We start from the raw sequence: 13,943 nt of genomic DNA, 5'->3' as shown, positions 1-13,943 counted from the left end.
AACTTAGTTTTACAACGACTGACATTCATGATATGTCAAATGAGGTTGATGACTAATTATTGTACATAGACCTTTTTATGTTACGTAATCATTATTATTCAAAATATGCTTTGATTTCAGCTTTATCTAAATTATTGCTTAACGCGACTAATAATTTTAATCTTGCTTTTGGACCATTCAAACCGTTAGAAAAAATAAAACCTTGTTGTGCGAGTTGGTAACCACCACCATCGTATGCGTAAGTTGGACTCACAATACCATTAAAGGAACGTGAAACTAGCACAATAGGTATATTTAAAGATACTAATTGTTGAATGCCTTCTAATGCGTTTGGAGGTATGTTGCCTTGTCCTAACGCTTCAATAACCATACCATCGATACCTTCACGACTATAAAAACTAAAAATGTCACCTGGCATACCCATATATGCTTTTACTAATGGTACATTTAGTTTCTCATTGACATTTTTCAATGCTTGTTGGCGATATGGCATATGATGGAATTGCACACGATCCTTTGTCAATACACCTAGCGGACCATGATTTGGACTTTGAAATGTGTTTGTATTAGACGTATGTGTTTTGGTAACATTACGCGCCGTATGTATTTCATCATTAAATACAACCATCACGCCTTTATGACGGGCCTTTTCATCAGAGGCTACGCGAATAGCGGAAATATAATTATATAATCCGTCAGAACCAATTTCATTAGACGAGCGCATTGCGCCAGTAATAACAACAGGTTGCTCGATACCTAATATTAAATCAAGTAAAAAGGCAGTTTCTTCTAACGTATCGGTACCATGCGTGATAACGAAACCATCATAATATTTATTTGTTACTGCTTCTAAAATAATATCCTTTAATTGTTTAACATGTTGGATTGTCATATGAGGTGATGGTACATTAAAAGGATTTAATTCATCTATTTGTGCATATTGATTTATGACATCTTGATGCATTGAAATAGGGTTGATATCATTTGTTACTACTTTATTAGATTGGTCTTGTGACATACTAATGGTGCCACCAGTATGAATAACAAGTAGATGTTTCATATATTTCCTCCTATATTTCATTTACCTAATTATGATAAAATATTATTCATAAAACGACAAGGAAGGGAAATGACGCATGAAAGCCATTAATATTGCATTAGATGGTCCAGCTGCTGCCGGAAAAAGTACAATTGCGAAACGTGTAGCCAGTGAACTATCAATGATTTATGTCGATACAGGAGCAATGTATCGTGCATTAACATACAAATATTTAAAATTAAACAAAACTGAGGACTTTGCAAAACTAGTTGACCAAACAACATTAGATTTAACTTATAAAGCAGATAAAGGTCAATGTGTCATTTTAGATAACGAAGATGTAACAGACTTTTTAAGAAATAATGATGTGACGCAACATGTTTCATACGTTGCATCTAAAGAGCCAGTACGTTCATTCGCCGTTAAAAAACAAAAAGAGTTAGCTGCAGAAAAAGGTATCGTAATGGATGGTCGCGATATCGGAACTGTAGTGCTACCAGATGCAGATTTAAAAGTATATATGATTGCATCAGTTGAAGAGCGAGCAGAAAGAAGATATAAAGATAATCAATTAAGAGGTATCGAATCAAATTTTGAAGATTTAAAACGTGATATTGAAGCACGTGATCAATATGACATGAACCGTGAAATATCACCATTAAGAAAAGCAGATGATGCAGTGACATTAGATACGACAGGCAAGTCGATTGAAGAAGTTACTGACGAAATTTTAGCGATGGTGAGTCAAATTAAATAATCTAGTAAGTCATAACTATCTATTTGTAATGTGCAACGCTTAACGCAAATACAAAATGAATGTGCTGATAATGATTTACTCAAATTAAAAGGTGATTTTTATTCAACGATGAATGAAAGTTGCCTTTTTATTTTTGGTAAAAGTTAATGCGTCAGTCAATTGTGTAAGTTTTTTAAAAAGTAAACAGAAATAATAAAGGTAAATTATTAGAATTCCAAAAATAATTCATTACATTCATAAAGCATTTTACAAATGGTAAGAAAATGAGTGTTACATATCTAAGCATTGCAAAAGAAGCTGATTTAGTCACAAAAAATGTCCTATGTAATAATTCGAGAAAGATGCACTATATACGGTTTTCTTACTATTCAAATGTAAAAGTTGCTTATTTGCGTGGCTTTTTGTTTTATAAAAGTATAAAATTTTACTATAATATATCTTGTAGAGAACAATGAAATGACAGACTTATAAAACAAAATAGTGAGCTATGCTAATTTTTATACAAAAAATATGTATAAACATAGCGGACTTTATTACTTGTTTGAATATATGGTTGTAATAAATATATGTCCAACTAATACACAGAATGAGATTAAGTGACATATTTATGGATACAACTAATTTACTAAATGTAATAAAGGTAGAATTTCTTGACAATTCTGTCAGTTTATAAGATGTTATAAATATGTAGTGTATAAGGAGGCAAACAAGATGACTGAAGAATTCAATGAATCAATGATTAACGATATTAAAGAAGGTGACAAAGTCACTGGCGAGGTACAACAAGTTGAAGACAAGCAAGTTGTTGTTCATATCAACGGTGGTAAATTTAATGGGATTATTCCTATTAGTCAACTATCTACGCATCATATTGATAGCCCAAGTGAAGTTGTAAAAGAGGGCGACGAAGTTGAAGCATATGTCACTAAAGTTGAGTTTGATGAAGAAAATGAAACTGGAGCTTACATCTTATCTAGAAGACAACTTGAAACTGAGAAGTCTTATAGTTATTTACAAGAAAAATTAGATAATAATGAAATCATCGAAGCGAAAGTAACAGAAGTAGTTAAAGGTGGTTTGGTTGTTGATGTAGGACAAAGAGGTTTTGTTCCGGCTTCACTAATTTCAACAGACTTCATTGAGGATTTCTCTGTGTTTGATGGACAAACAATTCGTATTAAAGTTGAAGAATTGGATCCTGAAAATAATAGAGTCATTTTAAGCCGTAAAGCAGTTGAACAAGAAGAAAACGATGCTAAAAAAGATCAATTATTACAATCTTTAAATGAAGGCGATGTTATTGATGGTAAAGTAGCGCGTTTAACTCAATTTGGTGCATTTATAGACATTGGCGGTGTTGATGGTTTAGTGCATGTATCTGAACTTTCTCACGAACATGTTCAAACACCAGAAGAAGTTGTTTCAATTGGTCAAGATGTTAAAGTTAAAATTAAATCTATTGATAGAGATACAGAACGTATTTCATTATCAATCAAAGATACGTTACCAACACCTTTCGAAAATATTAAAGGTCAATTCCACGAAAATGATGTCATTGAAGGTGTCGTAGTAAGATTGGCAAACTTTGGTGCATTTGTTGAGATTGCACCAGGTGTACAAGGACTTGTACATATTTCTGAAATTGCACACAAACACATTGGTACGCCAGGTGAAGTATTAGAACCTGGTCAACAAGTAAATGTTAAAATATTAGGTATTGATGAAGAGAATGAAAGAGTATCACTATCTATTAAAGCAACATTACCAAACGAAGATGTTGTTGAAAGTGATCCTTCTACGACTAAGGCGTACTTAGAAAGCGAAGAAGAAGATAATCCAACAATTGGCGATATGATTGGTGATAAACTTAAAAATCTTAAACTATAATTTAATATTTAATAGTCAACTCCACATGTTTATGATTGCATGTGGAGTATTTTTATGTAACCAAAAATATTCGGAGTGATAACGTGGACAAATTTAACTAAGTGTTTTATAAGATAAAGTTTTAAGTGCTGATTTTTATCATTACAGTAATAAACTCATTTTGAATACACAGTCTCATGTGATATTATTAAAAAGATATAAGAAAGAGAGGAAGTTAGCTTATGACTAAACCTATAGTAGCTATTGTAGGTAGGCCTAATGTAGGTAAATCTACAATTTTTAATAGAATAGTTGGAGAACGTGTTTCGATTGTTGAAGATACACCAGGTGTAACACGAGATCGTATTTATTCTTCAGGTGAGTGGTTAACACATGATTTCAATATTATTGATACAGGTGGTATTGAAATTGGTGATGCACCATTCCAAACACAAATTAGAGCGCAGGCAGAAATCGCCATAGATGAAGCAGATGTTATTATTTTTATGGTTAACGTGCGTGAAGGATTGACACAAAGCGATGAAATGGTCGCTCAAATTTTATATAAATCTAAAAAACCGGTCGTATTAGCGGTTAACAAAGTAGATAATATGGAAATGCGTACAGACGTGTATGATTTCTATTCATTAGGTTTTGGTGAACCGTATCCGATATCAGGGTCACATGGTTTAGGTCTTGGTGACTTGTTAGATGCAGTTGTTTCTCATTTTGGTGAAGAGGAAGAAGATCCTTATGATGAAGATACAATTCGACTATCCATTATTGGACGACCAAACGTAGGTAAATCAAGTTTAGTAAATGCTATTTTAGGTGAAGATCGCGTTATCGTTTCTAATGTTGCAGGGACAACCAGAGACGCTATTGATACAGAGTATAGTTATGATGGACAAGATTATGTTTTAATCGATACTGCTGGTATGCGTAAAAAAGGAAAAGTATATGAATCAACTGAGAAATATTCAGTATTAAGAGCTTTAAAAGCGATTGAACGTTCAAATGTTGTTTTAGTGGTTATTGATGCAGAACAAGGCATTATTGAACAAGATAAACGTGTTGCAGGATATGCACATGAACAAGGTAAAGCAGTCGTGATTGTCGTAAATAAATGGGATACTGTGGAAAAAGATAGTAAAACGATGAAGAAATTTGAAGATGAAGTACGTAAAGAATTCCAATTTTTAGATTATGCACAAATTGCTTTTGTGTCTGCTAAAGAACGCACAAGATTACGTACATTATTCCCTTACATTAATGAAGCAAGTGAAAATCATAAAAAACGTGTTCAAAGTTCAACTTTAAATGAAGTCGTTACTGATGCAATTTCCATGAACCCTACACCAACAGACAAAGGTAGACGTTTGAATGTCTTTTATGCAACACAAGTTGCTATAGAACCACCGACATTTGTTGTATTTGTTAATGATGTAGAATTAATGCATTTTTCTTATAAACGCTATTTAGAGAATCAAATCCGTGCCGCTTTTGGTTTTGAAGGTACACCAATTCATATTATAGCTCGAAAGAGAAATTAACGATTGGGGGATAACAATGACTAAAATTACCGTTTTTGGTATGGGAAGTTTTGGGACAGCCCTTGCCAATGTTCTTGCAGAAAATGGACATGATGTTTTGATGTGGGGTAAAAATCAAGATGCTGTTGATGAATTAAATACATGTCATACAAATAAAAAGTATTTAAAATACGCGAAATTAGATGTTAACATCATCGCTACTTCAGATATGACCAAAGCAATTCAATATGCAGATATTTACTTAATGGCTTTACCTACTAAAGCAATGCGAGAAGTTGCTACTCAAATTAATGATAAGCTGACATCTAAAAAGACTTTTATACATGTTGCTAAAGGTATTGAAAATGGGACATTTAAACGTGTGTCAGAAATGATTGAAGATTCTATTTCACCTGAATATAATGCAGGTATTGGCGTGTTGTCCGGGCCAAGTCATGCGGAAGAAGTTGTAGTCAAGCAACCAACTACAGTTGCTGCTTCATCAAAAGATAAAAATGTAAGTAAATTAACGCAAGATTTATTTATGAATGATTATTTACGTGTGTACACGAATGATGACTTGATTGGTGTTGAACTTGGTGGTGCATTGAAAAATATCATCGCAGTAGCAAGTGGTATCGTAGCTGGAATTGGCTACGGTGATAATGCAAAAGCTGCATTAATGACTCGTGGCTTAGCGGAAATTAGCAGATTAGGTGAAAAGTTAGGTGCCGATCCTATGACATTTCTAGGTTTAGGTGGTATCGGTGACTTAATCGTTACTTGCACATCAACACATTCTCGAAATTTCACATTAGGATATAAGCTTGGACAAGGTGAATCAATGGATCAAGCATTATCTGAAATGAATATGGTTGTTGAAGGTATTTATACAACTAAATCCGTTTATCATTTAGCTAAAGAAAAAAATGTGGATATGCCAATTACAAATGCATTATATAGAGTATTATTTGAAAATATTTCGGTAAAAGAATGCGTAAAAGATTTAATGGAGCGCGATAAAAAATCTGAATAAAATGTGTATTATTACACATATACAGCTAATAATTACGCAAAATGAATAGAAATGGCTTAAATTCAACGTTTTTGCCACATAAATGATTGCGATTTATGTAATGCTTGTGTTAAAGTTTTACCATAATGATATAAACATATCATTATCAAACCTCAGGAGGTGAATGTCTAATGAACAAAACAGATTTAATCAATGCAGTTGCAGAGCAAGCTGATTTAACTAAAAAAGAAGCTGGTTCAGCAGTAGATGCTGTATTCGAATCAATCCAAAACTCACTTGCTAAAGGTGAAAAAGTACAATTAATTGGTTTCGGTAACTTTGAGGTACGTGAACGTGCTGCACGTAAAGGTCGTAACCCTCAAACTGGTAAAGAAATTGATATCCCAGCAAGTAAAGTTCCAGCATTCAAAGCTGGTAAAGCATTAAAAGATGCTGTAAAATAATTTTACTTAAAAAGCCCTGAATAAGGGCTTTTTATTTTGCTTTTAATACTTACAACCTGTACATAAATTGTAATGTTCTTCTAAGTTTTTAATCTTTGGAACATTCATTGTTTAAGCGTTCAAAATATTACATGACATAATAGTTTTGATAAAAATAGCAACTACAAAATATACATATGAATAATGAGATTAATTGTTAGCGTTGAATTTACTTAAAAGGTAACCATGTCTACTATAGTATTTTACGTTATTTAAAATGATGAATAATGTAAATGAAGTAAGGGTTATTATGAGAATTACAAAAGCTACATAAATTACTGTTAGTTTAAATTGAAATTTAAAAATGATAAGTAATCTTAATGCTTCAAAAGATTTTAATTTCTTACATATAATGTTAATATGAATAGTGATAATATCGTGAGGTGTAGACATGGAAACAACTGTTAGCAAATTGGAAAGACAAATAGAAGAAAGATTAAAGGGCGTATCAGAATATGAATCCATTAATATTAATCATCGGTTAGGTAAGTTACTCGATTCATATGATATTCCAGATGTTGCCAAAGTAGCATGCCTCACAATTGACACATCAATGAGACACCTTGATGACATTACATATAATCATTTGTCTAAGCATTCCATTTTGATTGGAGATTTAATTAGTGCACATTTTTATACGCTACTAGCAGAAATCAATGATTTATCATTTCAAAATGAAATTAGTAAAGCAATTGTTGAAATTAATGAATTGAAATCTTCATTACATCATCAAGCTTTAAATGATTATAAAATTTCTCAAGCAATAGTAAAAATTGAGACACTTTTCCCATATATTACGTTATCTCATTTCGGTATCAATATTGATGAGTCGGAAATATATAATTATTTATTTGAAGATATATCTGATTACTATCCATCATACTTCAAGAAATATAATCAAAGTGAAGTAAAGCATTACTTACACGATATCCAAAAAAGTTATTTAAAAAGTAGAGGTAATTAAGCATGGCTGACAATAAAGCAAATAAAGAGCAAGTACATCGCGTTTTTCAAAATATTTCAAAAAAATATGACAGATTAAATAATATTATTAGTTTTGAGCAGCATAAAGTATGGAGAAAACGTGTCATGAAAGACATGGGTGTTAGAAAAGGTACGAAAGCATTAGATGTTTGCTGTGGTACTGGTGATTGGACAATCGCATTAAGCAAAGCTGTAGGACCAACAGGTGAAGTTACTGGTATTGACTTTAGTGAGAATATGTTAGAAGTAGGAAAAGAAAAAACTGCTTCAATGGAAAATGTTAAACTTGTTCATGGTGATGCAATGGAATTGCCGTTTGAAGACAATTCTTTTGATTATGTAACAATTGGGTTTGGATTAAGAAATGTGCCAGACTATTTAGTCGCGTTAAAAGAAATGAATAGAGTACTTAAACCAGGTGGTATGGTGGTATGTCTTGAAACGAGCCAACCAACTTTGCCAGTCTTTAAACAAATGTATGCATTATACTTTAAATTTGTTATGCCTATTTTTGGAAAATTATTTGCAAAATCAAAAGAAGAATATGAATGGTTACAGCAATCTACGTTTAATTTTCCTGGAAAAGAAGAGTTGAAGCGCATGTTTGAAGAAGCGGGTTTCATAAATGTAAGAGTACGTAGTTTTACAGGGGGCGTTGCTGCAATGCACCTTGGCTATAAAGAAAAAGATAATACCAAAGGTGATTAACGTGGCAAAGTTAAACATGAACAATGAAATTAAGAAAGTGGAACAACGACTTGAAAAGGCAATAAAAAGTAAAGATTCTGTATTAGAACAGGCATCATTACACTTATTGTCTTCTGGTGGTAAAAGAGTACGCCCAGCATTTGTAATTCTGAGTAGCCAATTTGGCAAAGATGAACAAACGTCTGAACAAACGTATCAAGTTGCAGTCGCATTAGAGTTAATTCATATGGCAACACTTGTTCATGATGACGTTATTGATAAAAGCGACAAGCGTCGAGGCAAGTTAACCATATCAAAGAAATGGGATCAGACAACTGCTATTTTAACTGGGAATTTTTTATTGGCATTAGGACTTGAACACTTAATGGCCGTTAAAGATAATCGTGTACATCAATTAATATCTGAATCTATCGTTGATGTTTGTAGAGGGGAACTTTTCCAATTTCAAGACCAATTTAACAGTCAACAGACAATTATCAATTATTTACGACGTATCAATCGTAAAACAGCACTGTTAATTCAATTATCAACTGAAGTTGGTGCAATTACATCTCAATCTGATAAAGAGACTGTACGAAAATTGAAAATGATTGGTCATTATATAGGCATGAGCTTCCAAATCATTGATGATGTATTAGACTTCACAAGTACTGAAAAGAAATTAGGTAAGCCGGTCGGAAGTGATTTGCTTAATGGTCATATTACGTTACCGATTTTATTAGAAATGCGTAAAAATCCAGACTTCAAATTGAAAATCGAACAGTTACGTCGTGATAGTGATCGCAAAGAATTTGAAGATTGTATCCAAATCATTAGAAAATCTGACAGCATCGATGAAGCTAAGGCAGTAAGTTCGAAGTATTTAAGTAAAGCTTTGGATTTGATTTCTGAGTTACCAGATGGACATCCGAAATCACTACTTTTAAGTTTGACGAAAAAAATGGGGTCAAGAAACACATAGTATTTATGAAAAGTATTGAAAGCGCTTTACCAACCTGTTAATATATAATAGTAATATACATAAACCTATTAAACACAGGGGGATACATAAAGTGGAACGTACATTTTTAATGATTAAACCAGATGCAGTACAAAGAAATCTAATTGGTGAAGTAATTTCAAGAATTGAAAGAAAAGGACTAAAACTTGTCGGTGGTAAATTAATGCAAGTACCAATGGAACTTGCTGAAACACATTATGGTGAACACCAAGGTAAACCATTTTATAATGATTTAATTTCATTTATTACATCAGCACCAGTGTTCGCAATGGTAGTTGAAGGTGAAGATGCAGTTAATGTATCTAGACATATTATTGGCAGCACCAATCCTTCAGAAGCTTCACCAGGATCAATTAGAGGTGATTTAGGTTTAACTGTTGGTAGAAATATCATTCACGGTTCAGATTCATTAGAGTCTGCTGAACGTGAAATTAATTTATGGTTTAATGAAAATGAAATTACTAGCTATGCTTCACCACGTGATGCTTGGTTATACGAATAAAATATAAGCTATAAACCTTTCTGATTTATAAAAGGAAAAAGGGTTTTGTTATGTGGTTAGTGATTTATGATCATTCATAACAAAGCCCTATTTTTATACGGACTGATTAACTTTATAAAAAATGATCAGTCCATTTACTTTTATATAAAGAAATATAGCTTGTATATTATTTATTAGTGGTTAGCTACGATTATATGCGGTATAAGTTGTTCGAATAAATTTTAAATTTTCAAATGGTTGTTTAAACAATCTAACAATATTAGAAATTCATAATACTTTTCTCGTTGTGAATATATTATAATGAATCTTAGTTCGTTTAATATTAAGATAATTCTGACATTTAAAAAGAGATATAAATCAATTTCTTAATTGAGCTTGAAAACAAACATTTATGAATGCACAATGAATATGATAAGATTAACAACATATTATAATGTTATCGTGGAAGTATGAAAGGAGCGAGTGTGTATGAGATACCTAACATCAGGAGAATCACATGGACCTCAATTAACAGTTATTGTTGAAGGTGTACCTGCAAATTTAGAAATTAAGGTTGAGGATATTAATAAAGAAATGTTTAAGCGTCAAGGCGGTTACGGACGTGGACGTCGTATGCAAATCGAAAAAGATACAGTGGAGATTGTTTCGGGTGTAAGAAATGGTTATACATTAGGTAGCCCTATTACAATGGTTGTTACTAATGATGATTTTACACATTGGCGAAAAATTATGGGCGCTGCGCCAATAAGCGACGAAGAACGAGAAAATATGAAACGTACAATTACGAAGCCAAGACCGGGACATGCAGATTTAGTTGGCGGTATGAAATATAATCATCGTGACTTACGAAATGTATTAGAACGTTCATCTGCCAGAGAAACAGCAGCACGTGTAGCGGTCGGTGCACTATGCAAAGTTTTATTAGAACAATTAGATATCGAAATATACAGTCGTGTTGTTGAGATAGGTGGCATTAAAGATAAAGATTTTTATGATTCAGAAACATTTAAAGCAAACCTTGATCGAAATGACGTCCGTGTAATTGATGATGGCATCGCACAAGCAATGCGCGATAAAATTGATGAAGCGAAAAACGATGGTGATTCAATAGGGGGCGTAGTTCAAGTTGTAGTTGAAAATATGCCTGTTGGTGTAGGTAGTTATGTACATTATGATCGTAAATTAGATGGAAGAATAGCACAGGGTGTCGTTAGTATTAATGCATTTAAAGGTGTAAGTTTTGGAGAAGGATTTAAAGCCGCTGAAAAGCCTGGTAGCGAAATTCAAGACGAAATTCTCTACGATACTGAATTGGGCTATTATCGTGGGTCAAATCACTTAGGTGGTTTAGAAGGCGGTATGTCAAATGGAATGCCAATTATCATTAATGGTGTAATGAAACCAATTCCAACGTTATATAAACCATTAAATTCAGTAGACATTAATACCAAAGAAGACTTTAAAGCAACAATTGAACGTTCTGATAGTTGTGCTGTTCCTGCAGCAAGTATCGTCTGCGAACATGTCGTAGCATTTGAAATTGCAAAAGCATTATTGGAAGAATTCCAATCAAATCATATTGAGCAACTTAAACAACAAATTATTGAGCGCAGACAATTAAATATTGAGTTTTAACAACAAGAACAATTGAGGTGTAATCATGAAATTACAAACAACATACCCTTCAAACAATTATCCAATATATGTTGAACACGGTGCAATCAAGTATATAGGCACATATTTAAATCAATTTGACCAAAGTTTCTTGTTAATTGATGAATATGTAAATCAATATTTTGCGAATAAATTTGATGATATTTTATCATATGAAAATGTGCATAAAGTCATTATTCCAGCTGGTGAAAAGACGAAAACATTTGAGCAATATCAAGAAACCTTAGAATACATTTTGTCGCATCATGTAACGCGTAATACAGCGATTATAGCTGTTGGTGGTGGTGCAACAGGAGATTTTGCAGGATTTGTAGCAGCAACACTATTAAGAGGTGTCCATTTTATACAAGTTCCCACAACGATTTTGGCGCATGATTCTAGTGTTGGCGGTAAAGTGGGTATTAACTCAAAGCAAGGTAAAAACCTTATCGGTGCATTTTATCGTCCAACTGCTGTGATTTATGATTTAGACTTCTTAAAGACGTTACCATTTGAGCAAATATTAAGTGGCTATGCAGAAGTTTATAAGCATGCGTTATTGAATGGTGAATCAGCGACGCAAGATATCGAACAGCACTTTAAAGATAGAGAGATATTACAGTCATTAAATGGTATGGATAAATATATTGCTAAAGGTATTGAAACGAAGCTGGATATTGTTGTTGCAGATGAAAAAGAACAAGGTGTACGTAAATTTTTAAATTTAGGTCATACATTTGGGCATGCTGTTGAATACTATCATAAAATACCTCATGGTCATGCAGTGATGGTTGGCATTATCTATCAATTTATAGTTGCGAATGCTTTGTTTGATTCTAAGCATGATATTAATCATTATATTCAATATTTATTACAACTCGGCTATCCTTTAGACATGATAACTGACTTGGATTTTGAAACGTTATACCAATATATGCTAAGTGATAAAAAGAATGATAAGCAAGGTGTACAAATGGTCTTGATTAGACAATTTGGAGATATCGTTGTACAACATGTTGATCAACTAACATTACAACATGCATGTGAACAATTAAAAACATATTTTAAGTAGGTGAATGAAATGGTAAATGAACAAATCATTGATATTTCAGGTCCGTTAAAGGGCGAAATAGAAGTGCCGGGTGATAAATCAATGACACACCGTGCAATCATGTTGGCGTCGCTAGCTGAAGGTGTATCTACTATATATAAGCCACTACTTGGCGAAGATTGTCGTCGTACGATGGACATTTTCCGACTGTTAGGTGTAGAAATCAAAGAAGATGATGAAAAATTAGTTGTGACTTCCCCAGGATATCAATCTTTTAACACGCCACATCAAGTATTGTATACAGGTAATTCTGGTACGACAACACGATTATTGGCAGGTTTGTTAAGTGGTTTAGGTATTGAAAGTGTCTTGTCTGGAGATGTTTCCATAGGTAAAAGGCCGATGGATCGTGTTTTAAGACCGTTAAAAAGTATGAATGCAAATATTGAAGGAATTGAAGACAATTACACCCCATTAATCATTAAACCATCTGTAATTAAAGGTATTAATTACAAGATGGAAGTGGCAAGTGCACAAGTGAAAAGTGCCATCTTATTCGCAAGTCTATTTTCTAAGGAAGCGACCATCATTAAAGAATTAGATGTAAGTCGAAATCATACTGAGACGATGTTCAGACATTTTAATATTCCAATTGAAGCAGAAGGGTTATCAATTACTACAACCCCTGAAGCAATTCGATACATTAAACCTGCAGATTTTCATGTTCCTGGCGATATTTCATCTGCAGCGTTCTTTATTGTTGCAGCACTTATCACACCAGGAAGTGATGTAACAATTCATAATGTTGGAATCAATCCAACACGTTCAGGTATTATTGATATTGTTGAAAAAATGGGCGGTAATATTCAACTTTTCAATCAAACAACTGGTGCTGAACCTACTGCTTCTATTCGTATTCAATACACACCAATGCTTCAACCAATAACAATCGAAGGAGAATTAGTGCCAAAAGCAATTGATGAACTGCCAGTGATAGCATTACTTTGTACACAAGCAGTTGGCACGAGTACAATTAAAGATGCCGAGGAATTAAAAGTAAAAGAAACAAATAGAATTGATACAACGGCTGATATGTTAAACTTGTTAGGGTTTGAATTACAACCAACTAATGATGGATTGATTATTCATCCGTCAGAATTTAAAACAAATGCAACAGTGGATAGTTTAACGGATCATCGAATAGGGATGATGCTTGCAGTTGCTTCTCTACTTTCAAGCGAACCTGTCAAAATTAAACAATTTGATGCTGTAAATGTATCATTTCCAGGATTTTTACCAAAACTAAAGCTTTTAGAAAATGAGGGATAATATA

15 protein-coding genes are annotated in these 13,943 nt (G+C 33.0%); 14 read left to right on the top strand and 1 reads right to left on the bottom strand.

Annotated features, from left to right (window positions below):
- Positions 1-94: 94 nt before the first annotated feature.
- A complete protein-coding gene (locus JV528_RS01260) occupies positions 95-1,060 on the bottom strand; it encodes an asparaginase (protein ID WP_000681764.1) in 966 nt (321 codons plus the stop codon).
- Between the two features lie 76 nt (positions 1,061-1,136).
- On the opposite strand from JV528_RS01260, the gene cmk reads away from it, so the two are divergent.
- From cmk to aroA, 14 genes are all read left to right on the top strand, one after another.
- Complete coding sequence (cmk, locus tag JV528_RS01255) at positions 1,137-1,796, top strand: (d)CMP kinase (RefSeq protein ID WP_000644391.1); 660 nt, start codon at positions 1,137-1,139, stop codon at positions 1,794-1,796.
- Positions 1,797-1,826: 30 nt separating this feature from the next.
- Positions 1,827-1,943 (top strand): hypothetical protein, encoded by a 117-nt coding sequence (locus JV528_RS01250; RefSeq protein ID WP_014533108.1) that lies wholly within the window; start codon positions 1,827-1,829, stop codon positions 1,941-1,943.
- A 116-nt stretch (positions 1,944-2,059) separates the two neighbouring features.
- Positions 2,060-2,251 (top strand): hypothetical protein, encoded by a 192-nt coding sequence (locus tag JV528_RS01245; RefSeq protein WP_014532634.1) that lies wholly within the window; start codon positions 2,060-2,062, stop codon positions 2,249-2,251.
- Between the two features lie 256 nt (positions 2,252-2,507).
- The gene (gene rpsA, locus JV528_RS01240; RefSeq protein WP_000133955.1) at positions 2,508-3,683 is read left to right on the top strand and encodes a 30S ribosomal protein S1; all 1,176 of its coding nucleotides are present in this window, start codon (positions 2,508-2,510) and stop codon (positions 3,681-3,683) included.
- Positions 3,684-3,904: 221 nt separating this feature from the next.
- Positions 3,905-5,215: a ribosome biogenesis GTPase Der gene (der, locus tag JV528_RS01235; protein ID WP_000165530.1), complete on the top strand. Its 1,311-nt coding sequence runs from the start codon at positions 3,905-3,907 to the stop codon at positions 5,213-5,215.
- 16 nt (positions 5,216-5,231) lie between these two features.
- Positions 5,232-6,230 (top strand): NAD(P)H-dependent glycerol-3-phosphate dehydrogenase, encoded by a 999-nt coding sequence (locus tag JV528_RS01230; protein ID WP_000161749.1) that lies wholly within the window; start codon positions 5,232-5,234, stop codon positions 6,228-6,230.
- 170 nt (positions 6,231-6,400) lie between these two features.
- Positions 6,401-6,673, top strand: a complete 273-nt coding sequence (locus JV528_RS01225) for an HU family DNA-binding protein (RefSeq protein WP_001043863.1) — start codon at positions 6,401-6,403, stop codon at positions 6,671-6,673.
- Positions 6,674-7,103: 430 nt separating this feature from the next.
- Positions 7,104-7,676 carry a heptaprenyl diphosphate synthase component 1 gene (locus JV528_RS01220; RefSeq protein WP_000450559.1) on the top strand — a complete coding sequence of 191 codons (573 nt, stop codon included), beginning with the start codon at positions 7,104-7,106 and terminating at the stop codon, positions 7,674-7,676.
- Positions 7,677-7,678: 2 nt separating this feature from the next.
- Positions 7,679-8,404 (top strand): demethylmenaquinone methyltransferase, encoded by a 726-nt coding sequence (locus tag JV528_RS01215; RefSeq protein WP_000774684.1) that lies wholly within the window; start codon positions 7,679-7,681, stop codon positions 8,402-8,404.
- Position 8,405: 1 nt separating this feature from the next.
- Positions 8,406-9,365: a polyprenyl synthetase family protein gene (locus JV528_RS01210; protein ID WP_001096476.1), complete on the top strand. Its 960-nt coding sequence runs from the start codon at positions 8,406-8,408 to the stop codon at positions 9,363-9,365.
- A gap of 91 nt (positions 9,366-9,456) precedes the next feature.
- Entirely contained in the window at positions 9,457-9,906 is a 450-nt protein-coding gene (gene ndk / locus JV528_RS01205; RefSeq protein WP_000442480.1) for a nucleoside-diphosphate kinase, read from the top strand.
- A gap of 468 nt (positions 9,907-10,374) precedes the next feature.
- Positions 10,375-11,541 (top strand): chorismate synthase, encoded by a 1,167-nt coding sequence (gene aroC / locus JV528_RS01200; protein WP_204177147.1) that lies wholly within the window; start codon positions 10,375-10,377, stop codon positions 11,539-11,541.
- Between the two features lie 25 nt (positions 11,542-11,566).
- Positions 11,567-12,631: a 3-dehydroquinate synthase gene (gene aroB, locus JV528_RS01195; RefSeq protein ID WP_000776335.1), complete on the top strand. Its 1,065-nt coding sequence runs from the start codon at positions 11,567-11,569 to the stop codon at positions 12,629-12,631.
- 9 nt (positions 12,632-12,640) lie between these two features.
- Complete coding sequence (gene aroA, locus JV528_RS01190) at positions 12,641-13,939, top strand: 3-phosphoshikimate 1-carboxyvinyltransferase (protein WP_000245905.1); 1,299 nt, start codon at positions 12,641-12,643, stop codon at positions 13,937-13,939.
- Positions 13,940-13,943: the final 4 nt, after the last annotated feature.

It is taken from the genome of Staphylococcus sp. GDB20D11A, from assembly GCF_016893255.1.
Taxonomy (GTDB): domain Bacteria; phylum Bacillota; class Bacilli; order Staphylococcales; family Staphylococcaceae; genus Staphylococcus; species Staphylococcus aureus.
The sequence above is the reverse complement of the archived record's forward strand: the minus strand, read 5'-3'. Positions and strand labels throughout refer to the sequence as shown.

Bases quoted from the DNA above. Each gene is read 5' to 3' on its own strand.
- aroA (WP_000245905.1), top strand. From the start codon at position 12,641: ATGGTAAATGAACAAATCATTGATATTTCAGGTCCGTTAAAGGGCGAA.
- JV528_RS01215 (WP_000774684.1), top strand. From the start codon at position 7,679: ATGGCTGACAATAAAGCAAATAAAGAGCAAGTACATCGCGTTTTTCAA.
- JV528_RS01260 (WP_000681764.1), bottom strand. From the start codon at position 1,060: ATGAAACATCTACTTGTTATTCATACTGGTGGCACCATTAGTATGTCA.
- rpsA (WP_000133955.1), top strand. From the start codon at position 2,508: ATGACTGAAGAATTCAATGAATCAATGATTAACGATATTAAAGAAGGT.
- der (WP_000165530.1), top strand. From the start codon at position 3,905: ATGACTAAACCTATAGTAGCTATTGTAGGTAGGCCTAATGTAGGTAAA.
- aroB (WP_000776335.1), top strand. From the start codon at position 11,567: ATGAAATTACAAACAACATACCCTTCAAACAATTATCCAATATATGTT.
- aroC (WP_204177147.1), top strand. From the start codon at position 10,375: ATGAGATACCTAACATCAGGAGAATCACATGGACCTCAATTAACAGTT.
- cmk (WP_000644391.1), top strand. From the start codon at position 1,137: ATGAAAGCCATTAATATTGCATTAGATGGTCCAGCTGCTGCCGGAAAA.
- JV528_RS01230 (WP_000161749.1), top strand. From the start codon at position 5,232: ATGACTAAAATTACCGTTTTTGGTATGGGAAGTTTTGGGACAGCCCTT.
- JV528_RS01245 (WP_014532634.1), top strand. From the start codon at position 2,060: ATGAGTGTTACATATCTAAGCATTGCAAAAGAAGCTGATTTAGTCACA.
- JV528_RS01225 (WP_001043863.1), top strand. From the start codon at position 6,401: ATGAACAAAACAGATTTAATCAATGCAGTTGCAGAGCAAGCTGATTTA.
- JV528_RS01220 (WP_000450559.1), top strand. From the start codon at position 7,104: ATGGAAACAACTGTTAGCAAATTGGAAAGACAAATAGAAGAAAGATTA.